Source organism: Piscinibacter sp. HJYY11 (genome assembly GCF_016735515.1).
In the GTDB taxonomy this organism is placed as follows: Bacteria; Pseudomonadota; Gammaproteobacteria; order Burkholderiales; family Burkholderiaceae_C; genus Rhizobacter.
In genome coordinates this window covers 4718889-4741833 of record NZ_JAERQZ010000001.1, presented here as the reverse complement: position 1 = coordinate 4741833, position 22945 = coordinate 4718889, and the positions used below count along the sequence as shown (strand labels likewise).

Annotated in this window: 23 protein-coding genes; 14 read left to right on the top strand and 9 right to left on the bottom strand. The window is 67.8% G+C overall.

The window, feature by feature from the left end; all coding sequences use genetic code 11:
* Window positions 1–7 precede the first annotated feature (7 nt).
* On the bottom strand, window positions 8–718 hold the full coding sequence (locus JI745_RS22205; RefSeq protein WP_201811951.1) for a Crp/Fnr family transcriptional regulator: 711 nt from the start codon (window positions 716–718) through the stop codon (window positions 8–10).
* Between the two features lie 79 nt (window positions 719–797).
* Here JI745_RS22205 and JI745_RS22200 point away from each other — a divergent pair, with 79 nt between their 5' ends.
* Both JI745_RS22200 and JI745_RS22195 read left to right on the top strand, forming a co-directional pair.
* On the top strand, window positions 798–1334 hold the full coding sequence (locus JI745_RS22200) for a DUF962 domain-containing protein (RefSeq protein WP_201811949.1): 537 nt from the start codon (window positions 798–800) through the stop codon (window positions 1332–1334).
* Window positions 1331–2323, top strand: a complete 993-nt coding sequence (locus JI745_RS22195) for an MBL fold metallo-hydrolase (RefSeq protein ID WP_201811948.1) — start codon at window positions 1331–1333, stop codon at window positions 2321–2323. The genes JI745_RS22200 and JI745_RS22195 overlap by 4 nt, the downstream gene beginning before the upstream one ends.
* A 9-nt stretch (window positions 2324–2332) precedes the next feature.
* Here the strand turns inward: JI745_RS22195 and apbC are convergent, their stop codons facing one another.
* Window positions 2333–3424 carry an iron-sulfur cluster carrier protein ApbC gene (gene apbC / locus JI745_RS22190; protein ID WP_201811945.1) on the bottom strand — a complete coding sequence of 364 codons (1092 nt, stop codon included), beginning with the start codon at window positions 3422–3424 and terminating at the stop codon, window positions 2333–2335.
* A 112-nt stretch (window positions 3425–3536) separates the two neighbouring features.
* Here apbC and metG point away from each other — a divergent pair, with 112 nt between their 5' ends.
* From metG to panC, 8 genes are all read left to right on the top strand, one after another.
* Entirely contained in the window at window positions 3537–5582 is a 2046-nt protein-coding gene (gene metG, locus JI745_RS22185) for a methionine--tRNA ligase (RefSeq protein WP_201811943.1), read from the top strand.
* 146 nt (window positions 5583–5728) lie between these two features.
* Window positions 5729–7402, top strand: a complete 1674-nt coding sequence (locus JI745_RS22180; RefSeq protein ID WP_201811935.1) for a SulP family inorganic anion transporter — start codon at window positions 5729–5731, stop codon at window positions 7400–7402.
* A 34-nt stretch (window positions 7403–7436) separates the two neighbouring features.
* Window positions 7437–8108 carry a hypothetical protein gene (locus JI745_RS22175; RefSeq protein WP_201811927.1) on the top strand — a complete coding sequence of 224 codons (672 nt, stop codon included), beginning with the start codon at window positions 7437–7439 and terminating at the stop codon, window positions 8106–8108.
* Window positions 8109–8182: 74 nt separating this feature from the next.
* On the top strand, window positions 8183–8389 hold the full coding sequence (locus JI745_RS22170) for a DUF3460 family protein (protein ID WP_201811924.1): 207 nt from the start codon (window positions 8183–8185) through the stop codon (window positions 8387–8389).
* 29 nt (window positions 8390–8418) lie between these two features.
* Window positions 8419–9249, top strand: coding sequence for a ScpA family protein (locus tag JI745_RS22165; RefSeq protein ID WP_201812734.1), 831 nt, complete (start codon window positions 8419–8421; stop codon window positions 9247–9249).
* Between the two features lie 77 nt (window positions 9250–9326).
* Entirely contained in the window at window positions 9327–10313 is a 987-nt protein-coding gene (bioB, locus tag JI745_RS22160) for a biotin synthase BioB (protein ID WP_201811922.1), read from the top strand.
* On the top strand, window positions 10310–11161 hold the full coding sequence (gene panB / locus JI745_RS22155) for a 3-methyl-2-oxobutanoate hydroxymethyltransferase (protein ID WP_201811920.1): 852 nt from the start codon (window positions 10310–10312) through the stop codon (window positions 11159–11161). Before bioB ends, panB begins: the two co-directional genes overlap by 4 nt.
* Window positions 11162–11174: 13 nt before the next feature.
* The gene (gene panC, locus JI745_RS22150) at window positions 11175–12008 is read left to right on the top strand and encodes a pantoate--beta-alanine ligase (RefSeq protein ID WP_201811917.1); all 834 of its coding nucleotides are present in this window, start codon (window positions 11175–11177) and stop codon (window positions 12006–12008) included.
* 32 nt (window positions 12009–12040) lie between these two features.
* Here panC and JI745_RS22145 read toward each other — a convergent pair whose 3' ends face one another.
* The 4 genes from JI745_RS22145 to JI745_RS22130 all read right to left on the bottom strand — a co-directional run bounded on the left by JI745_RS22145 (window position 12041) and on the right by JI745_RS22130 (window position 15847).
* The gene (locus JI745_RS22145) at window positions 12041–13915 is read right to left on the bottom strand and encodes a hybrid sensor histidine kinase/response regulator (protein WP_236675094.1); all 1875 of its coding nucleotides are present in this window, start codon (window positions 13913–13915) and stop codon (window positions 12041–12043) included.
* A gap of 1 nt (window position 13916) precedes the next feature.
* Window positions 13917–14672, bottom strand: a complete 756-nt coding sequence (locus JI745_RS22140; protein ID WP_201811915.1) for a response regulator transcription factor — start codon at window positions 14670–14672, stop codon at window positions 13917–13919.
* Between the two features lie 108 nt (window positions 14673–14780).
* Complete coding sequence (locus JI745_RS22135) at window positions 14781–15233, bottom strand: MaoC family dehydratase (RefSeq protein ID WP_201811913.1); 453 nt, start codon at window positions 15231–15233, stop codon at window positions 14781–14783.
* The gene (locus JI745_RS22130; RefSeq protein WP_201811911.1) at window positions 15230–15847 is read right to left on the bottom strand and encodes a ParA family protein; all 618 of its coding nucleotides are present in this window, start codon (window positions 15845–15847) and stop codon (window positions 15230–15232) included. The genes JI745_RS22135 and JI745_RS22130 overlap by 4 nt, the downstream gene beginning before the upstream one ends.
* 124 nt (window positions 15848–15971) lie before the next feature.
* On the opposite strand from JI745_RS22130, the gene JI745_RS22125 reads away from it, so the two are divergent.
* The 3 genes from JI745_RS22125 to JI745_RS22115 are packed head-to-tail and all read left to right on the top strand — an operon-like array spanning window position 15972 to window position 19425.
* Window positions 15972–16607, top strand: coding sequence for an NAD(P)H-dependent oxidoreductase (locus JI745_RS22125; protein ID WP_201811909.1), 636 nt, complete (start codon window positions 15972–15974; stop codon window positions 16605–16607).
* The gene (gene kefC / locus JI745_RS22120) at window positions 16607–18457 is read left to right on the top strand and encodes a glutathione-regulated potassium-efflux system protein KefC (protein ID WP_201811907.1); all 1851 of its coding nucleotides are present in this window, start codon (window positions 16607–16609) and stop codon (window positions 18455–18457) included. Before JI745_RS22125 ends, kefC begins: the two co-directional genes overlap by 1 nt.
* Window positions 18454–19425: a succinylglutamate desuccinylase/aspartoacylase family protein gene (locus JI745_RS22115; RefSeq protein ID WP_201811905.1), complete on the top strand. Its 972-nt coding sequence runs from the start codon at window positions 18454–18456 to the stop codon at window positions 19423–19425. The genes kefC and JI745_RS22115 overlap by 4 nt, the downstream gene beginning before the upstream one ends.
* Window positions 19426–19427: 2 nt before the next feature.
* Here the strand turns inward: JI745_RS22115 and JI745_RS22110 are convergent, their stop codons facing one another.
* A complete protein-coding gene (locus tag JI745_RS22110; protein ID WP_201811903.1) occupies window positions 19428–20582 on the bottom strand; it encodes an iron-containing alcohol dehydrogenase in 1155 nt (384 codons plus the stop codon).
* A 112-nt stretch (window positions 20583–20694) separates the two neighbouring features.
* Between JI745_RS22110 and JI745_RS22105 the strand changes: the two genes are divergently transcribed.
* The gene (locus tag JI745_RS22105; RefSeq protein ID WP_201811901.1) at window positions 20695–21126 is read left to right on the top strand and encodes a DUF1841 family protein; all 432 of its coding nucleotides are present in this window, start codon (window positions 20695–20697) and stop codon (window positions 21124–21126) included.
* A gap of 7 nt (window positions 21127–21133) precedes the next feature.
* Here JI745_RS22105 and JI745_RS22100 read toward each other — a convergent pair whose 3' ends face one another.
* Both JI745_RS22100 and JI745_RS22095 read right to left on the bottom strand, forming a co-directional pair.
* Window positions 21134–21508, bottom strand: a complete 375-nt coding sequence (locus JI745_RS22100) for a nuclear transport factor 2 family protein (protein ID WP_201811899.1) — start codon at window positions 21506–21508, stop codon at window positions 21134–21136.
* A 17-nt stretch (window positions 21509–21525) separates the two neighbouring features.
* Complete coding sequence (locus tag JI745_RS22095) at window positions 21526–22941, bottom strand: FAD-binding oxidoreductase (RefSeq protein WP_236675093.1); 1416 nt, start codon at window positions 22939–22941, stop codon at window positions 21526–21528.
* Window positions 22942–22945 lie beyond the last annotated feature (4 nt).

The following is a 22945-nucleotide window of genomic DNA, read 5'->3' as shown; positions in this document are numbered from 1 at the left end:
ACTCGCGTCAGGCGAGGCCACCGGCGCGCGCCAGCGCCGCCACATCCACGAGCTCGATCGCGCCGTAGCGCAGCTTCAGCACGCCCTTGTCCTCGAGCGCGCGCAGCGCCTTGTTGGCGCTTTGCCGGCTCACGCCCAGCATCAGCGCCAGGTGCTCCTGCGGCAGCCGCAGCTGGCGGCGCGGCGCATCGGGCCGCGTGCCATTGCCATGCGACACCAGCCACAGGCGCTTGGCCAGGCGCTGCTCCAGCGGCAGGTGGGCGATGTCTTCGAGCATCGTGAAGGCGATGCGCAGCTTGGCGCAGGCAAGCCGCGCGACATCCTGCCAGTGGGCGGGATGCGCATCCAGCCAGTCCCGCAGCTCGGCCTGCGGCACCTGCCACACGGTGGTGTCGGCATCGGCCACCGCATCGTGCGTGCGCGGCAGGCCATCGAGCAGCGAGATCTCGCCGAACCACTGGTAGGGCTCCACGTAGCCGAGCAGCGTCTCGCTGCCGTCGGGTTGCAGCGCGCCCACGCGCAAGGCACCCGCGGTCACACAGCACAGGCCCTCGGCCGACGCGCCGCGGCTGAAGAGCGGCTCACCCACCTGCAGTTGCTCCGCCCGGCCGAGGTTGAGCAAGGCTGACTGGAAGTCCGGCGGGCAACTGCCGAACCATGCATCGGTGCGCAAAGCGGCCTGCAGGGCGTCGGTGAAGGGGGTGCTGGCGGGTGTCATGGGAATGTCGGAATTTTGACAGTCGCATGCCATGCAGAAGCACTAGCATCGCCCCCATAACACCCCGATGGAGACAGCCATGCGCAACGCCACCGAGCTGATGGTCCAGTACGCCGCGTACCACCGCGACCGCCGCAACATCGCCACCCACTTCGTCGGCATCCCGCTGATCGTGTTCTCGATCGGCGTGCTGCTCTCGCGGCCCGAGTTGTTCAGCGTGGGCGGCTTCCCGGTCACGCCGGCGTGGCTGCTGTGGATCGCGTCAACCGTGTGGTACCTGACCCGCGGCAACCTCGCACTGGGCGCCGGCGTGAGCGTCACCAACGGCATCCTGATCCTGCTCGCGCACAGCCTCGCGCTCGACAGCGTCGCCGCGTGGCTGGCGTGGGGCATCGGCAGCTTCGTCGTGGGCTGGGTGATCCAGTTCATCGGCCACTACTACGAAGGCCGCAAGCCGGCGTTCGTCGACGACCTGATCGGCCTGCTCGTCGGGCCGATGTTCGTCACCGGCGAAGCGATGTTCGCGCTCGGCTGGGGCAAGCCGCTGCTGGATGAGATCGAGCGCCGCACCGGCCCGACCGTGCTGCGCGACCTGTCGACGCCAGCCCACCGGTGATCGGCCGCCTGCTGAAGCGACTCGTCGTCGTGCTGCTGGCAGCCTTGCTGCTGGTGGTGGTGTTCGTGGTGGTGCAGTTCAACCGCCGGCCTTCGCTCGCACCCTACCAATCGCTCACGCTGCCCACGTCGACCGACACTTCCGCGGTGCGTGTGCGCTTCGCGGGTGTCACCACGCTGGTGTTCGACGACGGCGAAACGGCCTGGATGACGGACGGCTTCTTCTCGCGCCCGCCGGTGCTGCGGACGCTCTTCGGCCGGATTGGGCCCGATCCAACCATCGTCGACGAGAGCCTGCGCCGGCTCGGGGTCCGCAAGCTCGCGGCGGTGATCCCGGTGCATGCGCACTACGACCATGCGATGGACGCGCCGCTCGTCGCGCAGCGCACCGGCGCGCTGCTGGTGGGCGGCGAGTCAATGCGGCAGATCGGCCGCGGCGCCGGCCTCGCCGAGGCGCAAATGCGCATCGTGAAGCCGGGCGAGACACTGCAGCTCGGCAAGTTCACCCTCCGGCTGATCGCCAGCCGCCACAGCCCCACGCCCTACAGCAGCGGCCACGGCCAGGAGCCGATCACCGAGCCGCTCACGCCACCGGCCCACGTGACGAGATGGCGCGAGGGCGAGGTGTGGGTCATCTCCGTCACGCACACCTCGGGCCGCAGCTTCCTCGTGCAAGGCAGCGCCGGCATCGTGCCTGGCTCGCTGGCCGGCGTGCGCGCCGAGACCGTGTTCCTCGGCACCGGCACGCTCGGCAGGAAGGACGAGGCCTACCGCAGCGCCTACTGGGCCGAGACGGTGAAGCTTGTCGGCGCGAAGCGCGTGATTCCCATCCACTGGGACGACTTCATGCTGCCGCTGAGCGAGCCGCTGCAGGCCACGCCCTGGCTGATCGACGACTTCGACACGGTGATGGCCGACCTGCAGCAGCGTGGCCGTCAGGACGGCGTGGAGGTCCGGATGCCGCCGCTCTTCGAGCCCTTCGTGCCCTGAGCCCGGCGATCAGGTGTTCTTCGACACGGTGATAGTCGGGAACTTGGACGAGAAATCCTTGGAGCGCTGGGCGATCTTCACCGCCACCTGGCGCGCCATCGCCTTGTAGAGGCTGGCGATCTCGCCGTCGGGCTCGGCCACCACGGTCGGCGTGCCCGAATCGGCTTGCTGGCGGATGCCCATCGACAGCGGCATCGCGCCGAGGTAGTCGATGTTGAACTCGGCCGCCATCTTCTTGCCGCCCTCGGCACCGAAGATGTGCTCGACGTGACCGCAGTTGGAGCACACGTGCATGGCCATGTTTTCCACGAGGCCGAGGATGGGCACGCCCACCTTCTCGAACATGCGCACGCCGCGCTTGGCGTCGATCAGCGCGATGTCCTGCGGCGTGGTCACCACCACGGCGCCGGTGAGCGGCACGCGCTGCGCGAGCGTCAGGGCGATGTCGCCGGTGCCTGGGGGCATGTCGACGATCAGGTAGTCGAGGTCGCGCCAGTTGGTCTGGCGCAGCAGCTGGTCGAGCGCCTGGGTGGCCATGGGGCCGCGCCAGATCATCGCGTTGTCGGGCTCGACGAGGAAGCCGATCGACATCACCTGGACGCCGTGGTTTTCCTTCGGCTCCATGGTCTTGCCGTCGGCGCTCTCCGGCCGGCCTTCCACGCCGAGCATGGTGGGCTGGCTCGGGCCGTAGATGTCGGCATCGAGCACGCCCACGCTCGCGCCTTCGGCAGCGAGGGCCAGCGCCAGGTTCACGGCGGTCGTGCTCTTGCCCACGCCACCCTTGCCGGAGGCGACGGCGACGACGTTCTTGACGTTCGGCAGCAGCTGCACGCCGCGCTGCACCGCGTGGGCCACGACCTTGGTCGTGATCCGCGGCGTCACCGTGTCGATGCCGGCCACACCTCGGGCCGCGAGCGTCAGCGCATGCGCGAGGCCCTCGATCTGGCTCTTGGCGGGGTAGCCCAGCTCCACCTCGAAGCTCACCGCGCTGCCCGACAGCTGCAGGTTCTTGATCTGCTTGGTGCTGACGAAGTCCTTGCCGGTGTTGGGGTCGATGACGGATTTCAGCGCGTCGAGGATCGCGGCTTCGGTGGCAGGCATGGGCGTGTGGGAAGAAGGAGGAAGGGGCGAAGGCCAGTCTAGCGCAGGGCCTCTTCCACAGAGGGAGCAGGCCTAGAATCAAGCGCTTCGCCCTTCTCCCGCCTGGCCCCCGATGACCCGCAAGCTCTTCGTCACCACCGCCCTGCCCTACGCCAATGCGCCCTTCCACATCGGGCACATGATGGAGTACATCCAGGCCGACATCTGGGTGCGGGCGCAGCGCATGCTGGGCAACGAGGTGCATTTCGTCTGCGCCGACGACGCGCACGGCGCACCGATCATGATCGCGGCCGAAAAGGCCGGCAAGACGCCCCAGCAGTTCGTGGCCGAGATCGCCGCGGGCCGCAAGCAGTACCTCGACGGCTTCCACATCGGCTTCGACAACTGGCACTCGACCGACGGCCCCGAGAACCACACGCTCGCGCAGGACATCTACCGCGCGCTGCGCAAGCAGGGCCTGATCGCCGAGCGGGTGATCGAGCAGTTCTTCGATCCGGTCAAGAGCATGTTCTTGCCCGACCGCTACATCAAGGGCGAGTGCCCGAAGTGCGGCGCGAAGGACCAGTACGGCGACAACTGCGAGGTCTGCGGCGCGGTGTACTCGCCCACCGAGCTGAAGAACCCGTACTCGGCTCTCAGCGGCGCCACGCCGGTGCTCAAGAGCAGCTCGCACTACTTCTTCCAGCTCTCGTCCGACCGCTGCATCGAGTTCCTGAAGGACTGGACGACCACCGCCGGCCGCCTGCAGCCCGAGGTGCTGAACAAGATCAAGGAGTGGTTCACCGTCGACGAGCACGGCCACGTGGGCCTGGCCGACTGGGACATCAGCCGCGACGCGCCCTACTTCGGCATCGAGATCCCCGATGCGCCGGGCAAGTACTTCTACGTGTGGCTCGATGCGCCGGTGGGCTACCTCGCCTCGCTGAAGAACCTCTTCGACAAAACCGGCCGCGACTTCGAGGCCTTCATGGCCGACCCGAAGGTCGAGCAGGTGCACTTCATCGGCAAGGACATCATCACCTTCCACACCCTGTTCTGGCCGGCGATGCTGCACTTCAGCGGCCGCAAGACGCCAACGCACATCAACGTGCACGGCTTCCTGTCGCTTGGCGGCGAGAAGATGAGCAAGAGCCGCGGCACCGGGCTCTCGCCGCTCAAGTACCTGCAGCTGGGCATGAACGCCGAATGGCTGCGCTACTACCTCGCGGCCAAGCTCAACGCCCGCGTGGAAGACGTGGAGTTCAACCCCGAGGACTTCGTCGCCCGCGTCAACAGCGACCTCGTCGGCAAGTACATCAACATCGCGAGCCGCGCGGCCGGGTTCATCACCAAGCGGTTCGACGGGCGCCTGTCGGGTGACATCGGCGTCGAAGGGCGTGCGCTGCTCGACGGCCTGCGTGCGCACCGCAACACGATCGTCGAGCTGTACAACGAGCGCGAGCTCGGCAAGGCGCTGCGCGAGATCATGCTCCTGGCCGACCGGGTCAACGAATACGTCGACCAGAACAAGCCTTGGGAGCTGGCCAAGCAGCTGGGCAAGGACGAGGTGCTGCACGACGTGTGCACCGTCTGCATCGAGGCCTTCCGCGTGCTCACGATCTACCTGAAGCCGGTGCTGCCGGCGCTCGCCGCGCAGGTCGAGGCCTTCCTGCGCGTGGAGCCGCTTCAGTTCGCCGACGCCGGCCGTGCCCTCGGCTCGCACGCCATCGGCGAGTACAAGCACCTGATGCAACGTGTGGACCCCAAGCAGCTCGACGCCCTCTTCGAAGCCCCTGCGCCCGCCGCCGCGCCGGCACCGGGCGGCGAAGCGCTCGCGCCCGAGATCGGCATCGACGACTTCACCAAGGTCGACCTGCGCATTGCCAGGATCGTCAAGGCCGAGCACGTCGAAGGCTCCGACAAGCTGCTGCGCCTGACGCTTGACGTGGGCGAGGGCAAGACACGCAACGTCTTCAGCGGCATCAAGAGTGCCTACCAGCCTGAGCAGCTCGAAGGCAAGTTCACCGTGATGGTGGCCAACCTCGCGCCGCGAAAGATGAAGTTCGGCGTCAGCGAGGGCATGGTTCTTGCGGCCTCGCATGCCGATGAGAAGAACAACCCGGGCCTGTACGTGCTCGAACCCTGGCCCGGCGCCACGCCGGGGCTGCGCGTGCGCTGAGGCCCTGGCGTCCATGTGCCACTGGCCGGCCGCCGACCCTCGCGTGTGCCAGCTGTCGCGCCGGCGGCGCTACCTCGCGCGCAAGCAGCACGCGGGGCCTCCGGGGGATGGATCGACCGATCTGTCCCCACTGACACGGAGGCCTCATGTCCCTGCAACCGCACCCATTCCGACCGCGCCTGCTCGATGCCCTGAAGGGCTACGAACGACGGCACTTCTTCGCTGACCTCGGCGCCGGCATCACCGTCGGCGTGGTCGCCCTGCCGCTGGCCATGGCATTTGCCATTGCGTCGGGCGTCAAGCCCGAGCAAGGTCTCTTCACGGCCATCATCGGCGGGCTGCTCGTCTCGCTGCTCGGGGGCTCGCGCGTGCAGATCGGCGGGCCGGCCGGCGCATTCATCGTGATCGTCTACGGCATCGTGCAGCGCTACGGCCTCACCAACCTGCTGATCGCGACCGCCTTGGCCGGCATGCTCATGTTCGCGCTCGGCTTCTTCAAGCTCGGGGTGCTGGTGCGCTACATCCCCGTCACCATCGTGATCGGATTCACCAACGGCATCGCGGTGCTGATCGCCTTCTCGCAGATCAAGGATCTGCTGGGCCTCACGATTGCCAAGCTGCCCAGCGACTTCTTCTCGCAGGTACATACGCTGGCGACCCACCTGCACACCCTGAACCTGCATGCGCTCGGGCTCGGCGCTGCGACGGTGCTGATGCTCTTCTTCTGGCCGCGGCTCTTCGCCCCCGGCTCCCTGCTGCCCGCACCGCTGCTCGAAGGGCGCACGCTGCGCAGCGCCTCGCGCGTGCCGGGGCCCATCATCGCTCTGGTGCTGCTGTCGGCGCTGGCCTGGTGGCTGCAGATGCCGGTGGAGACCATCGGCACCCGCTTCGGCGGCATCCCGCAGAGCCTGCCCTCACTCGAGCTGCCGCCCTTCAGCTGGGAAAGTGCCAAGGAGCTCGTCATCCCCACGCTCACCATCGCGCTGCTGGGTGGCGTGGAGTCGCTGCTGTGTGCCCGCATCGCCGACAACCTCACCGGCCCGCCCCGGCACGATCCCAACCAGGAGCTGATGGCCCAGGGCGTGGCCAACATGGTCGTGCCCTTCTTCGGCGGCATCCCGGTCACCGGCACCATCGCCCGCACCGTGACGAGCATCCGCGCCGGTGCGAAGACACCGGTCGCCGGCATCGTGCACTCGCTGACGCTGCTGCTCATCGTGCTGGTGGCCGCGCCGCTCGCGATGAACGTGCCGCTGGCCGTGCTGGCCGGCATCGTGCTCTTCGCCGCGTGGAACATGGGCGAGTGGCACGAGTTCGCCCGCCTGCGCCGCTTCAGCGTGCCTTACCGCACGGTGTTGCTGGGCACCTTCCTGCTGACGGTGATCTTCGACCTCACGGTGGCCGTGCAAGTCGGCCTGGTGATGGCCTGCGGCTTCTTCATCTACCGCATGAGCACGCTCTTCCGCGCCGACCTCGCCACCGACAGCCCGCCCGGCGTGCAGGTCTACCGCCTCTACGGCACGCTCTTCTTCGGCGCAGTCGGCAAGGTCGAGGCCATCTCGCAGCAGCTGCCGCCCGGCACCCATGCCGTGGTGCTGGAGATGCACCAGCTGGTCTCGATCGACAACTCCGGCCTCGATGCGCTGATGCAGCTTCACAAGGCCCTCGAACGAGAGGGCATCCGCCTCATCCTGTGCGATCTGAACGAGCAGCCGCGCGAAATGGTGCGGCGCGCCGGCTTCGACGCCGCGCTGGGCATCGACAACATCACCACCCACCTTGGGGGGGCCCTGTCACGCGCCATTCCACCCACCCGCTGAGCTATCCTGCCGCGCTGGGAGAATGTGAATCGCCATGAGTTTCCTCAACGACCTCAAGCGCCAGGCCGACGCGCTCAAGACCCAAAGCACGGAAGACCTGGCCCTGCTGGCCCGCAATGCCGCGTTGGTCGAAGGCGCCTGCAAGACGGTGTGGCAATACTGGCTCGACCTGGCGCAACAGCTCAACGTGCTGCAACCCACGCCGCCGCTGCGCTTTTCGCTCGACAAGGTCACCGCCCTCGACAACCTCAAGCGCAGCGATTTCAAGGTCGACGCACGCCGCAAGCAGCTGCGCGACCAGGAGGTCCATGACCACGTGGTCATCCATGCGATCCAGAAGACCGGCCGCACGATCACCCTCAGCAAGGATTTTCCGCCGGAAATCGAGCGCCTCGAGGCCCGGCTGCGCCAGGCCGGCATCACGCCCGACACGAAGTGGGTGCGCAACCAGGAAAACGGCCGGCTCGAAGAGGTGATCTTCACCTTCAAGGCCGACGTGAGCTTCATCGCCCGCCTGCTGCCCGACCATGACCAGGGCGTGGTGCGCTTCCAGCTCAACAACTTCGACAGCCTGGAGACGGTGACGACCGAGTTCCCCGCACGCGACGTGGGCTCCGACCTGCTGGACCAGCTGGCCCGCTGGATGGTCGGCCAGCCGAACGACTTCCTGCGGCGTGCGAGCCAGGTCAAGCGGGTCGAAGCCTGACCGGCACCGGTTGGCACGCCCCGAGCGCTTAAAATCCCGGCTTCACTCCGGCGCCTCCGGGCGCCCTGACCGCCATGCCGCTGTTCTGGAAGCCGTACAAGTCCGAGATCACCTCGTTCATCGATGAACTGAAGGCCAAGCGCCCCACGCTCGAGGAAGAGCAGCGCCGTGGCCGGGCCCTGCTGTGGGACAAGCCGGTGGATCGCGAGGCGCAGGCCGAATACCGCGAAGCCCGCGTGCCGCAGCAGCCGTACGTCTACCAGAACAACACGAAACGCTGAACGCGTTGTCTCGAGTGGATTCCGAGGTGATGGCGCCCGACGAGGCGCCCGAGACGGCAGTGGTTCCGCAGGTGGTGGACCACATCGCCGTGGCGCGCCTGTATGGCGAGCCGCTCTTCCAGCTGCCGCAGGACCTGTACATCCCGCCCGATGCGCTGGAAGTCTTCCTCGAAGCCTTCGAAGGCCCGCTCGACTTGCTGCTCTACCTGATCCGCAAGCAGAACTTCAACATCCTCGACATCCCGCTGGCCAGCGTCACGCGCCAGTACCTCGCCTACGTCGACCAGATTCGCAAGACCAACCTCGAGCTGGCGAGCGAGTACCTGCTGATGGCGGCGATGCTGATCGAGATCAAGTCGCGCATGCTGCTGCCGCCGAAGAAGGTGGCCGAAGGCGAAGAGCCGGAAGACCCGCGTGCCGAGCTGGTGCGCCGCCTCCTGGAGTACGAGCAGATCAAGTTGGCCGCCGCGCGCCTCGATGCGCTGCCGGTGCTGGGCCGCGACTTCCTGCGTGCACAGGTGGTGATCGAACAGTCACTCACTCCCCGCTTCCCCGACGTCAACGTCGACGAGCTTCGGGCCGCCTGGCAGGACATCCTCAAACGCGCCAAGCTCAACCAGCACCACACCATCACCCGCGAGCAGCTCTCGGTGCGCGAGCACATGAGCATCGTGCTGCGCCGCTTGCAGGGCCGCCGTTTTGCGCTCTTCGAAGACCTGTTCGAGCTGAACCGCGGCCCGCAGGTGCTGGTCGTCACCTTCATCGCCATGCTGGAACTGGCCCGTGAGCACCTGCTCGAAGTGACGCAGGCCGAGGCCTTCGCGCCCATCTACGTCCGCCTGGCCTACCAGCCTGCCTGACCGCCGCTGCTGCACAGCACCATCTGCTGCACGCATCTGGTTAGACTGCCCGCCGTATTCATCTCCCGGGAACCCGCATGCAAGAAACCGCCGTCCGCGTCCACCCTCGCAAGCCTGCCGCACCCGCGGCCGCCAGCCGCTGGACCGTGGCCGAAGTCGAGGCCCTCTTCGACCTGCCCTTCACCGAGTTGATGCACCGCGCACAGACCGTGCACCGCGAGCACTTCGACCCGACCGAGGTGCAGCTGTCCACGCTGCTGTCGATCAAGACCGGCGGTTGCCCCGAGGACTGCAGCTACTGCCCGCAAGCCGCACGCTACGATACCGGCGTCGAGGCCAGCAAGATCATGGACTGCGACGCCGTGCTCGACGCCGCCAAGCGCGCGCAGGCCGCCGGTGCCACCCGCTTCTGCATGGGCGCCGCCTGGCGCTCGCCGAAGGACCGCGACATCGAGAAGGTGGCTGAACTGGTGAGCGCCGTGAAGTCGCTGGGCCTGGAAACCTGCGCCACGCTGGGCATGCTGGAAGACGGCCACGCCGAGACGCTGCAGCAAGCCGGCCTCGACTACTACAACCACAACATCGACACTGCACCCGACAAGTACGGCGACATCATCAGCACCCGCCAGTTCCAGGACCGGCTCGACACCCTGCAGCGCGTGCGGGGCGCCGGCGTGAAGGTATGCTGTGGCGGCATCGTCGGCATGGGCGAGACACGTACGCAGCGCGCCGCACTCGTCGCCGAACTCGCCAACATGGACCCATACCCCGAGTCGGTGCCCATCAACAACCTCGTGCAGGTGCCTGGCACGCCGCTGCACGGCAGCGAGAAGCTCGACCCGCTCGAGTTCGTGCGCACCATCGCGGTCGCCCGCATCACCATGCCGAGGTCGCGTGTGCGCCTGTCGGCCGGCCGCCAGCAGCTCGGCGAAGCGGTACAGACCCTGTGCTTCCTGGCCGGAGCCAACTCCATGTTCTACGGCGACAAGCTGCTGACCACCGGCAACCCCGACGTGCAGGCCGACCAAGAGCTGCTGGCCAAGCTCGGGATGACGACCTCATGAGCGGCGCAGAGCAATCCCTGTACGGCGGCGGCACGGCCGCGCCGAAAGAGCGCAAGCCCGTCACGCTGCACCGCATCCGCGAGATGCAGGCCGCCGGTGAGCCGATCACCATGTTGACCTGCTACGACGCCAGCTTCGCGAAGCTGCTCGACGCCGCCGGGGTCGACACCCTCCTGATCGGAGATTCACTCGGCATGGTGCTGCAGGGCCGATCAAGCACCCTGCCGGTCACGCTGGAAGAAACGGCGTACCACATCCGCAGCGTGCAGGCCGGCAACCGCAATGCCTTCGTCCTGGGCGACATGCCATTCGGCAGCTACCAGGAATCGAAAGAGCAGGCCATGCGCAGCGCCACCGTGCTGATGCAGGCCGGCGCGCAAATGGTCAAGCTCGAAGGCGGCGGCTGGACGCCCGAGACGGTGCGCTTCCTCGTCGATCGCGGCGTGCCGGTGTGTGCGCACCTAGGCCTCACGCCGCAGTCGGTGCACGCGATCGGCGGCTACCGCATCCAGGGCAAGAGCGCCGATGGCGCGGCCATACTGAAGCAGCACGCCAAGGAGCTGTCGGACGCCGGCGCCGCGATGTGCGTGCTCGAGCTCGTGCCCGCAGCGCTGGCCAAAGAGATCACCCAGAGCGTCGCGATGGCCACCATCGGCATCGGCGCGAGCAGCGCCTGCTCGGGCCAGGTGCTGGTCCTGCACGACATGCTCAACGTCACGCAAGGCAAGCTGCCGCGCTTCGTGCGCAACTTCATGGATGGCGCACCGAGCATCAAGGCGGCCATCGAGGCCTATGTGGCCGCGGTGAAATCGCGCAGCTTCCCGGACGACGCCGTCCACGGCTATTGAACGATCGACAGAGATGAAGGTCCTGCACACCATCGCCGAACTGCGCGCCGCCCTGCCCGGCCCGCAGGCCTGCGCGTTCGTGCCCACCATGGGCAACCTGCACGAAGGTCACCTCGCACTCGTGCGCCAGGCCAAGGCCCACGGTCTGCCGGTGGTGGCGAGCATCTTCGTCAACCGGCTGCAGTTCGCGCCGCACGAAGACTTCGACCGCTACCCGCGTACGCTGCAACGCGACGCCGAGCTGCTCAAGGGCGCCGGTTGCGACCTCGTCTTCGCCCCCGACGAGCGCGAGATGTACCCGCAGCCGCAGACCTTCAAGGTGCACCCCGACCCGGCGCTCGCGGACATCCTCGAAGGCCACTTTCGCCCCGGCTTCTTCGTCGGCGTGGCGACCGTGGTGATGAAGCTCTTCACCATCGTTCAACCCAGGGTCGCCGTCTTCGGCAAGAAGGACTACCAGCAGCTGATGGTGATCCGCCGCATGGTCGAGCAGTTCGCACTGCCCATCACCATCGAAGGCGGCGAGACGCGCCGCTCCGACCAAGGCCTCGCGCTCTCGTCGCGCAACGGGTACCTGAGCGCGCCGGAGCTGAGTGAAGCGCTGGCGTTGTCGCAGGCGCTGAAGCAATTGGCCGATGCCTATCGCGCCCAACCCGGCGCCCTGGCTCACCTCGAAGCCGATGCGAGCGCTCGTCTCGCCTCCCGCGGCTGGCAGCCCGACTACCTCACCGTCAGGCGCCGCAGCGATCTGCTGCCGCCCACGGCCGCCGATGCGCACGGCCCTCTCGTCGTGCTGGGCGCAGCACGCCTCGGCACCACGCGCCTGATCGACAACCTGGAGTTCTGAAGTCGGCGTTCTGCTGGGCCGAGGCTGCGCCGTCAGGCGGACCCTGAACGCACGCCCAGCTTGAAGCCGATCATCGCCCTCAGCTTGTTGGGCACGACCGGCTTGATGAGCAGGTGGAAGTCGTGCTCGGCGGCTTCGCTGTCGTGCTGTGTCATGGTGGAGCCAGTGACCATGATGGCCGGTACGCCCTGGCCGAAGCGGGAGCGCATGGCCTGGATGACTTCGATCCCGGTGTGCCCCTGTTCCAGGCGGTAGTCGACGATCAGCAGGTCGGGCAGTTCGTTGGCGAGGTCGGCGTGCTGCGCCCAGGCACGCGCCTCCTGGGCCGTCTCGAACGACAGCACCCGCGCGCCCCAGCCGCGCAGCAGGACCTCCAGACCGCCACGCACCGCGGGCTCGTCTTCCACCACCACGATGAAGCGGCGATCGAGCGTCAGGCCGATGGGCAGCTTGCCGCGCACGTCGCTCGGCTCCCGCACACGCGGCGCCTTGCCCGGCGGGAACTCGAGCGAGAACACCGAGCCACGCCCCGGCTGCGAGCGCAGCCGCAGCGGCGCCTGCATCAGCCCGGCCAGGCGCTTCACGATCGCGAGGCCCAGGCCCAGGCCCTTGCGCTGCTGTGGCGTGAGCGACTCGCTGTAGGGCACCTGGTAGAACTCTTCGAAGATGTGCTCCTGCTCGCGCTCGCGGATGCCCACACCCGTGTCCCACACCTGCAGCAGCATGCGGCCGTTGCGGCGTCTGCAGCTCACGAGCACCGTGCCGTCGTTGGTGTAGCGGATGGCGTTGGAGACGAGGTTGCGCAGGATGCGCTCCACCAGCACCGGGTCGGCGTACAGGTTGTGTTGCGCGCCGCGGAAGCGCAGCGCGAGCCCCTTCTCGAAGGCGACCGGCTCGAAGTGCAGGCGCAGCTTGCGGAAGATGTCGCCCACGTTGAAATGCTCGGGCGTCACGTCGACACCGCCGGTGTCGATGCGCGTGATGTCGAGCAGCTCGGAGAAGAGGCCTTCCAGCGCATCGACCGACCCGTTGATGCTCGCCACCAGCTGCGTGACCTCCTCGTCGTGGCTTCGCTGGCGCAGCGCTTCGGCAAACAGGCCCATGGCGTGCAGCGGCTGGCGCAGGTCGTGGCTCGCCGCCGCAAAGAACTGGGTCTTCGCGCGATTGGCCACCTCGGCCTCCTGCCTCGCGGCCTCGGCCGCGGCCTTCTCGGCGCGCAGCTGCAGCGTGAGCTGGTCGAGGCGCACCTTAATCTGCACCAAGCCTTCGTTGTTCTTGCGGTAAAGGCGCGCCAGCATGATCGTGATGCCGAAGATCACGAGCAGGTAGCCCGCGAGCATCAGGTTGGCGGTATCGCCGGGCAGCGCCACGCGCACCACGAGCGGCGTCAGGCACAGCGCGCAGAACTCGTAGAAGGTGTTGTGCTGCGGCGAGAGGATCTGCATCCCGGCCATGCAGTAGCTGTAGATCGTGAGGATGAGGGTGAGCTGCTCGGCCGCCCCGCCATAGGGAAAGAAGAACCACGCTGCCAGGCCCCACAGGCAACCGGCCACGAGCGTGGTGGCACGCCAGGCCTGGTACCAGCGCAGCAGGGATTCGCGGTCGTTGCTGCGGCGCTTCTTGAAGCCCCGGTACATGAGCGAACGCGCCACGCCCAGGAGGCCCAGGGCGATGAGCCACGCCACCATGCCCGCCCTGGGCACGAGCGTCCAGTACTGCGCCACGGTGACGACCACCCCCACGACCATCGCCACGGTGGTGATGGGCAGGTAGGCGTAGATGTCGCTCACGCGCTCGGCCGAGGCCTGGTCGTCGAGCATGGCGCGGGTGGCCGGGTCGAAGCCGTTGCCCCCGGCCTGCACCTCACCCAGAGGCGCGGACTTTTCCGGACTCTGGGTGATGTTCATCTCAGCTGGCGTTTCCGTTGCGCCAGGCCGAGAAGTCACCGTACTGCTGTGTCATCTGGCTCACGGCCAGCACGGCCTGGGTGCGCGAGCTCACGTTCAGGGCGCGCAGTACGGCGGCCACGTGGTCCTTGACGGTCTCGACCGACAGGCCCAGCTCGCGCGCGATCAGCTTGTTGGGGTTGCCCTTGAGCAGGAGGGCGAGCACGTCGGTCTGGCGCGGCGTGAGCCCGAGCGATGCGAGGCTTGGCTGGCGCTGGAAGCTCCCGCCGTTGGCTTCCTGGTTGACGACGTGCAGCGGGCCGGGCGCGGTGATCATGCTGTCGGTGCGGCGCCGGCCGCCGTTCACCGGCGGGGTGGCATCGCTGCCGATGCTCATCGGCGGCACGTAGATGCCGCCCGACATCACCATGTGCAGCGCTTCGAAGAGCGTCTCGTTGGTCGCGCGCTTGGGCACGAAGCCCATGGCGCCGAGGTCGATCGAGCGGATGACATCGCTCGCACGGTCGGAGGCCGACACCACCACCACCGGCAACGCCGGGTAGCCGGCGCGGAACTCGGTCAGCAGGTCGAAGCCGTTTTCGTCGCCCAGCTGCAGGTCGAGCAGCACGAGGTCGAAATCGTCTTCCTTCTGCAAGGCTTCCCGTGCGGCCCGGCCGCTGCCTGCGCCAACCACGTTGACATGGTCGCCCAGGCCCTTGATGACCGTCTGCAGCGCCGACAGGATCAGCGGATGGTCATCGACCAGCAGCACCTTCATTGTTGTACTCCCCGGAGGTTTTTGCAGCCGGCATCGTATGCGAGCCCGGTGGAGCACCCACCCCCTCCGATTGGGGAAAACTGGGACGGCTGGTGTCAGGCCGACAGGTCAGGCATATCGACGCGCCAGCGATTCGGCCACGCAGACGGGCTTGTCGGAGCCTTCGCGTTCCATCGTGCACTCGACCGTCATCTGGGCGCCGCCTTCGAGCGGGATGTACTCGATCAGCTTGAAGCGACCACGCACCTTGCTGCCAGCCGGCACGGGCGATGGAAAGCGCACCTTGTTCAGGCCGTAGTTCACGCCCATGCGCGTCTCGGTGACGCGGAAGGCCTTGGCCGTCATCTCGGGCAAGAGGCTCAGCGTGAGGAAGCCGTGCGCGATCGTCGTGCCGAAGGGGCCGGCCTTGGCGCGCTCCGGGTCGATGTGGATCCACTGGTGGTCGCCGGTTGCCTCGGCGAACTTGTTGATCTGCTCCTGCGTGATCGTCATCCACTCGCTCACGCCCAGCTCCTGGCCAACGAGGGGTTGCAGGTCAGAGATCTTCTCGAACGTTCTCATGCATTGATCCAGGTGATGAGGGGTTGCCATTGCGGGAGGTCACGCTCGACCCGGCTCGGTGCCACGTCCCACAAAGTGAGCCCACGCGCGGCCAGGTGAACGTAGTTCTGAGTGTCACGAAGGAAGGTGATGACGGGCGTCTCCAAGGTGCCAAGAAAGCTCTTCAGCTGGTCGGCCGAGATGGTGCCCTCGCGGATGCGCATGCCGACCACGCCGACCTCGACCTTGTCGCTGCGGCGGCTCTTGAGCAGCTCGCGGATGAAGTCGTGCGTGGCGTGGATGTCGAAGATGCTGGGCTGCAGCGGCACGATGATCTTGTCGGCGATCTTCAGCACCTGCTCGAGCCGCTTGCCGTGCAGCCCGGCGGGCGTGTCAAGCACCACGTGGGTCGTGCCCTTGGGCGGGCGCACGATGTCGTCCTGGCCCACGTCCCATCCGGTGATGGGGGGCAAACCCTCGGGCCTGAGCTTGAGCCAGGTGCGGGCCGACTGCTGCCGGTCCACGTCGCCGAGCATCACCGCATGCCCCTGGTGGGCGAGCAGCCCTGCGATGTTGGTGGACAAGGTGCTCTTGCCCACACCACCCTTCGGATTGGCGACCACGATCACCGGCATGCTTGTATCCCCTTGGTGTGCCTCGATGGTGGCGCGGAACGTGCAGCCCCGCACCGCAGACGCTGTTTGCGGTTATGTTAACGGGCACTCTTCTGGCCCCCACTCAAGACTTACCCACCATTTCATGGCCGATGCGACAGACATCCTGGTGATCAGCGCCCATCCGCAGATGGAGCAGTCACGCGTGAACCGGCGCCTGCACGAAGCCGCCGGCAACGCGCAGCGCGCCCTGGTGCGCGACCTCTATGCGCTCTACCCCGACTACCTGATCGACGTGGCCGCCGAGCAGGCCGCGCTCGCCTCGGCCCGGTTGGTGGTGTGGCTGCACCCCATCCACTGGTACCACATGCCCCCGCTGATGAAGCTGTGGGTCGACGAGGTGCTGACCTATGGCTGGGCCTACGGCCCGGGCGGCACGGCGCTGCAGGGCAAGGACCTCTGGCTCGTCACGAGCACCGGCGGGCCCGAAGACTCCTACCGCCCGACCGGCTACAACCGCTACCACTTCGACGCCTTCCTGCCCCCTTACGAGCAGACAGCCACGTTGTGCGGCATGCGTTTCCTGCCGCCGATGGTGCTGCACGGCGCGCACCGCACGCGCCCTGAAGAGCTGGAATCGCAGGCCGACACGCTGGTCGAGCGCCTGGCCAGCTACCCCAACTGGGCCGAGCTGGAAGGCCTGGAACAGTGCCTCGCCTGCGAGGTGCCGCCCTCCGCGCGCCCGCCGGCCGTGGCGCCCCTGCCGGTGGAGGCCGCCTGATGGAACACGGCGGTTGGCTCACCGGCAGCCTGATCTACCTCGCTGCGGCCGTTCTGGCCGTGCCCTTGTCCAAGAAGCTCGGGCTCGGTTCCATCATCGGCTACCTGGTCGCTGGCATCGCCATCGGCCCCTGGGGCTTGCGGCTCGTGACCGACGCGCAGGACATCCTGCACTTCGCGGAGTTTGGCGTGGTGCTGATGCTCTTCATCGTGGGCCTGGAGCTCGAGCCGCGCCGGCTGTGGGCCCTGCGCAAGCCCATCTTCGGCTGGGGCAGCGTGCAGCTCTTCGGCTCGGCGGCCCTGATGACGGCCGTCGCGGTTGCGTTCGGCGTCGACTGGCGCATCGCGCTCGTCGCCTCGCTGGGTCTGGCCGACTCGTCCACCGCCACCGGGCTCGGCGTGGCCAACGAACGCAACCTGCTGCCCACCACTTCCGGGCAGAGCATGCTCAGCACCATGCTGCTGCAGGACGTGGCGGCGATCCCGATCCTGGCGCTGATCCCGCTGCTCGCGGTGAGCGGCCATGCCGAGGGCAGCGGCTGGCTGGGCGCGGCCAAGGCCATCGGGGTGGTGGCCGCGATCATCTTCGGTGGCCGCCTGCTGCTGCGCCCGGCGCTGCGCTGGATCGCCGGAAGCGACGCCCCCGAGATCTTCACCGCCGCCTCGCTGCTGGTCGTCGTGGCCACGGCGGCGCTGATGCACTCGGTCGGGTTGTCGATGGCGCTCGGGGCGTTTCTCGCCGGCGTGCTGCTCGCCGAGAGCGAATACCGACGCGAGCTCGAGACCGACATCGAGCCCTTCAAGGGCCTGCTGCTGGGCCTCTTCTTCATCGCGATCGGCATGACCATCGACTTTTCAGTCGTGCTCAAGCAGCCGCTGCTGGTGGCCGGCATCGTGGTGGGTTTCCTCGTCATCAAGACACTGGTGCTGGTGGGCATGGCCAAGGCCATCCCGATCCCGCTCGCGGAGCGCGCGCCCTTCGTGATCCTGCTGGCGCAGGGCGGTGAGGTGGGCTTCGTCGTCTTCCAGACCGCGGCGGTGGCAGGGGTGATCGACGCGCCGACCTCCTCGCTGCTGGTGGCCTCGGTCGCCATCTCGATGCTGCTGACGCCGCTGGCCCTGGTCGCCACCGACAAGTGGCTCACGCCGCGCCTGGCCAAGCACAAGGCCGTGAAGCTCGATGAGATCCACGAGATGCAGCATGCGCCGGTGATCATCGCGGGCTTCGGCCGCTACGGGCAGATCGTCGGCCGCCTGATCTTTGCCAACGGCATCTCGGCCACGGTGCTCGACCACGACGCCGAGCAGGTGGAAGGCGTGCGCCGCTTCGGCTGGCCCGCCTTCTACGGCGACGCGACCCGCCTCGACCTGATGCGCACGGCCGGCGCCGACAAGGCCCATGTGCTGGTGGTGGCCATCGACGACGTGGAGCAAAGCCTCAAGGTGGTCGACATGGCGAAGGAGCACTTCCCGCACCTGCACATCGTCGCCCGCGCCCGCAACGTGACCCACTACTACGGGCTGCGCGAGCGCGGTGTGACGCTCATCGAAAGAGAGACGCTCGACTCGGCGCTGATGAGCGGCCGGTCAGTACTCGAGCTCCTCGGATGGCATCCGCACCAGGCACGCAACCTGGCGCTGCGCTTCCGCAAGCACAGCATCGAGCTGCTCGAAGAGATGCGCCTGCACCGGGAAGACGAAGACCAGCTCATCGCCGTGGCCAAGCAAGGCCGCCAACAATTGGAGCAGCTCTGGGCCAAGGAGCGCGAGGAAGCGCGATCGCGCAAGCTGCGCACCGGAAGCTGGAGCCCCGACGGGTCGTCGACGCCCGGCGAAGGAATCACCCCATGAACCAGACGTACCTGCGCACACACAGCTATCGCGCCCTTCAACCCGGCAAGCGCCTGATCGTGCTTGGCGCCGTGCATGGCAACGAGACCTGCGGCACGCGCGCCATCGAGCGCATCCTCCCCGAGCTCGACAGCGGCCCGATCAAGCTCGTGCGCGGCAGCGTGACCTTCGTGCCGGTCACCAACCCGCTGGCGTATTCGAAAGGCCAGCGTGCCGGCGACCGCAACCTCAACCGCAACCTGCGGCCCACGGCCGAGCCGCAGGACTATGAAGACCGCATTGCCAACGCGCTGTGCCCGCTGCTCGCGGAGCACGACGTGCTGCTGGACCTGCATTCCTTCCACACCGGCGGCGAGCCCTTCGCGATGATCGGCCCGGCCGACAACACGGGCACGCTCGAACCGTTTTCACACGCGGCCGAAGAAGAGGCGCTCGCGCTGCGACTCGGCCCGCGCCGCATCGTCGAAGGCTGGCTCGACACCTACGCCGCCGGCGTGAAGAACCGGCTGCAACGCAGTGCCCCGAACCAGCGCGCGCAGATGCTCAGCACCGACCCGAGCTACGGCGTGGGCACCACCGAATACACCCGCAGCCAGGGCGGCTACGCGATCACGCTCGAATGCGGCCAGCACCAGGACCCGAAGGCGCCCGAGGTGGGTTACCGCGCGATCCGCGCCACGCTCGCGCAGCTGGGCCTGGTGGACGAGGCGCCACCGCCCGCACGCACCGACATCGAGTTCCTGCGCCTTGCCGAGGTGACCGACCTGCACGACCCGGGCGACCGTTTTGCCAGGGCCTGGGCAAGCTACGACCCGCTCCAGGCCGGCGAGCTGATCGGCACGCGGGCCGACGGCACCGAGGTGCGCGCGCCGGCCGACGGCTTCATCGTGTTTCCGAACCCCGCGGCCCTCCCGGGCAACGAGTGGTTCTACTTTGCGCAACGGAGCACGCGTCCGTTGCGTGCATAGGCTCAGTACGCAGCTTCAAAGATCGCTTCGATGTCGGGCTGCGTCAGCTTGCGTGGGTTGGTCGCACCCGAGCCGTCCTTCATCGCGTTGACGGCCATCATGGGGAAGTCTTCGCGCTTCACACCGAGCTCCGACAGCTTGGCCGGGATGCCGACCGCACGCGCCAGGTCGTGCATCGCCTTCACGGCCGCGTGGGCCGCGGCTTCGTTGCCGAGGTCGATGGTATTCACGCCCAGCGCACGGGCCACCTCGGCCAGGCGCGGCGCACAGGCGCTCACGTTGGCCGCCTCCACGTGCGGCAGCAGCAGCGCGTTGCAAACCCCGTGCGGCAGGTTGTATTGCCCGCCCAGCTGGTGCGCCATCGCGTGCACATAGCCGAGGAAGGCGTTGTTGAACGCCATGCCGGCGAGGAACTGCGCGGCGGTCATGTTCTCGCGGGCCTCGATGTCCTCCTTGCCGTTCGCCACGGCGCGCGGGAGGTACTGGCCGATCAGCTTGATGGCGTGCAGCGCGCAGGCGTCGGTCACCGGCGTCGCCAGCTTGGAGACATACGCTTCGACGGCATGCGTCAGCGCGTCCATGCCAGTGGCGGCGGTCAGCGAGGCCGGCATGCCGCGCATCAGCTCGGGATCGTTGACCGAGATGAGCGGGGCCAACTGGCGGTCGACGATGTTCATCTTCAGATGCTTCGTCTCTTCGGTGATGACCGCAAAGCGCGTGATCTCGCTGGCCGTGCCGGCGGTGGTGTTGATCGCGATCAGCGGCAGCGGCGCCTTCTTCACCTTGTCGGCACCGCGGTAGTCCATCACCTCGCCGCCGTTGGTGGCGAGCACTGCGATCACCTTGGCGCAGTCGTGCGGCGAGCCGCCGCCGAGCGAGATGATGCAGTCGGCGCCCGCCTGCTGCTGCGAGGCCAGGCCGGCGTTCACGTTCGACACCGTCGGGTTGGGCTGCACACCGTCGAACACCGTCACCGCCACGCCGCGCTCACGCAGCAGCGAGGCCACTTTCTCAGTCACGCCAAGGGCGGTAAGCGGTGCGTCGGTCACGATCAGCGCGTGCTGGTAGCCGCGCGACTGCACGAGGCTCATGGCGTCGGGCAGGCAGCCGGCGCCCATGATGTTCTCGGCGGTCATGAGGAATTGGCGGGTGGGCATGGTCAGGAGTCCTGGAGTTTCTGAAGATGGCGAGAGGGGAATGTCGGCATTTTCCCAGAAAGTGCACGCCCGTTCTATATTGAGGCGCCCCTCGAAACGTGACAATCCGGCCATGTTTGCGCCCTCACAACACGACGTTCGCCGCTTCTTCTGCGATGCCCACCGCAAGCGCCGCGACGGCCTGCCGCTGACCCCGATGGAAACCGTGGCCGCCGACTGGATCGGCGAGCACCCGGAGTACCACGCCGAGCTCGACGACCTGGAGGCGGCGCTGGCCGCCGTCTACGACGTGGAGGCCGGCCGCACCAACCCGTTCCTGCACCTGTCGATGCACCTCTCGATCAGCGAGCAGGTCAGCATCGACCAGCCGCACGGCATCAAGCAGGCCTACGAGCTGCTGGCCGCCAAGCGCGGCTCGGCGCACGAGGCGCAGCACGAGGTGATGGAGTGCCTGGGCCAGATGATGTGGGAGTCGCAGCGCAGCGGGCGGCCGCCCGATGGGCACGCCTACATCGACTGCGTGCGGCGGCGCGCAACCCGCTGAACGGCGTTCAGGGCTTCTTCGGCACGCGCTGGGCCGGGTCGTAGAAAAAGGTCTCCTCGGCGATGCGCTCGCCCTCCCAGCGCTGGTAGGCCAGCTCTTCCATGTGGGTGTGGCTGCCGTCCTGCCACTCAAAGTGGAAGATCCAGCGGATCACCACATGGTCGCCGTTCACGAACACCGGCCGCACGCAGGTGGAGCTGACCGACCTGGCGCGCGCCATCACCTTGCGCTCGTTCTCGGCATGCTTGTCGCGGCCGATGCGTGGCGGGTTCTGGTTCTCCTGCATCGTCGAGTCGGCGGCGTAGAACTCTTCCACCGCTTCGACATGCGCGTTGGCTTCGACGCGGGCAATGAAGCGTTCGAGGGTGTCGGCAGAGGGCATCGAGGTCTCCGGAGGGGCTAGAGGTAGCGCGCCCACATGGCGTTGGTGAGCTTGCCGGCCGGGTCCACACGGCGCTTGAGCGCTCGCAGTCGTTCGGCCTCGGGGTAGGCAAGGTCGAACTGTGCCTGCGTCGCGTGCAACTGGTAGGGCAGGTAGTGACGGCCCTCATGGGCGAGAGCTAACTCGATCAGCTCGCGCGTCCAGCGGCCGACCGCGTCTTGCGCCGAGGCATGCACGCGCTGCTTGTAATAGAGCACGAAGGAGAACACCTCCTCCTTCGCCCACGGCAGCAGCGACAGCGCATCGGCCGGCGAGTGCCGCACCGAGATGTTGAGCGCCATCACGTCGTGCTTGCGCAGCACCTGCGCCATGCCGCGAGCAGAGGGCACGAAATGGCGCACGGGGATGAAGTACTCCTGCAGCACATAGGTCGAGAGGCTGCGCGTGCGCGGCTCGAGCTCGGCCACGTCGAGGCTGGCCTCGTGATTGCGCCACTTCACCGCGGGGTCGGCGGTGAGCAGCGGGTGCAGGATCGATCTGCGCACCTTCGCGCCACCCGGCAGCTCGGTCAGGGCCCACACCACGTTCTGCTCCAGCGCATACCGCTGGCCGCGCGGCACCAGGCGTGCGGGCTCGGTGAGGGGCTCGTCGCTCTCGCGCCAGGTGATGGCCACCGGCAGGTCGAAGTGCGGCGGCAGCAGGTCGGCGTTGTGCATCACGTTGCGCGCATCGCCGGCCACCGCATGCTGGAAAAACTCGGCGTACGCCTCGAGCGGCACCTTCTGCACGATGCGCTTCATGCGCACGTTGGGCACGAGGTCGAGCTCGACTTCGGTGATCGCCCCCACCGCGCCATAACCGCCAATGGCGGCGCGGAAGAGCTCGGCCCGCTGCTCGCGGCTGGCCTCGACGATGGCGCCATCGGCCAGCACGAGCTGCAACGCCCGCACCGAATGGCCGACACCGCCATTGCCGACGTAGCGGCCGTGCGCATTGACCGACACCGCCCCGCCGACGGTGAAGTTGGCGTAGCTCTGCATGGTCTTGACGGCGAGCCCCAGCGGGTCGATCACGTCCTGCAGGTCGCGCCAGCGCATGCCGGCCTGCACGCGCACACGGCGCTCGTCGGCCTTGAGCCAGACGAGCGCCTTCATCTCGCGCATGTCGAGGTGCAGGCCGTCGGCGATGGCGACCTGCCCGCCCATGCTGTAGCGCCCGCCGCCGATCGACACCTGCCCGGGCCAGGCCCGCAAGAGGCCCGACACCTCGGCGGCGCTGCGCGGAGTTTCGATGCGGGCCACCTTCACCGTGTAGAGGCCAGTGACATTGGCCACCAGCAGTTCGCGCGGCACCTCGGCTTGGCCGGGCGCCATCGTCAGCACGCCGGCGCTTGCCAGGGCTTGGCAGAGCCTGCGTCGCGTCAACGACGGCATGGCG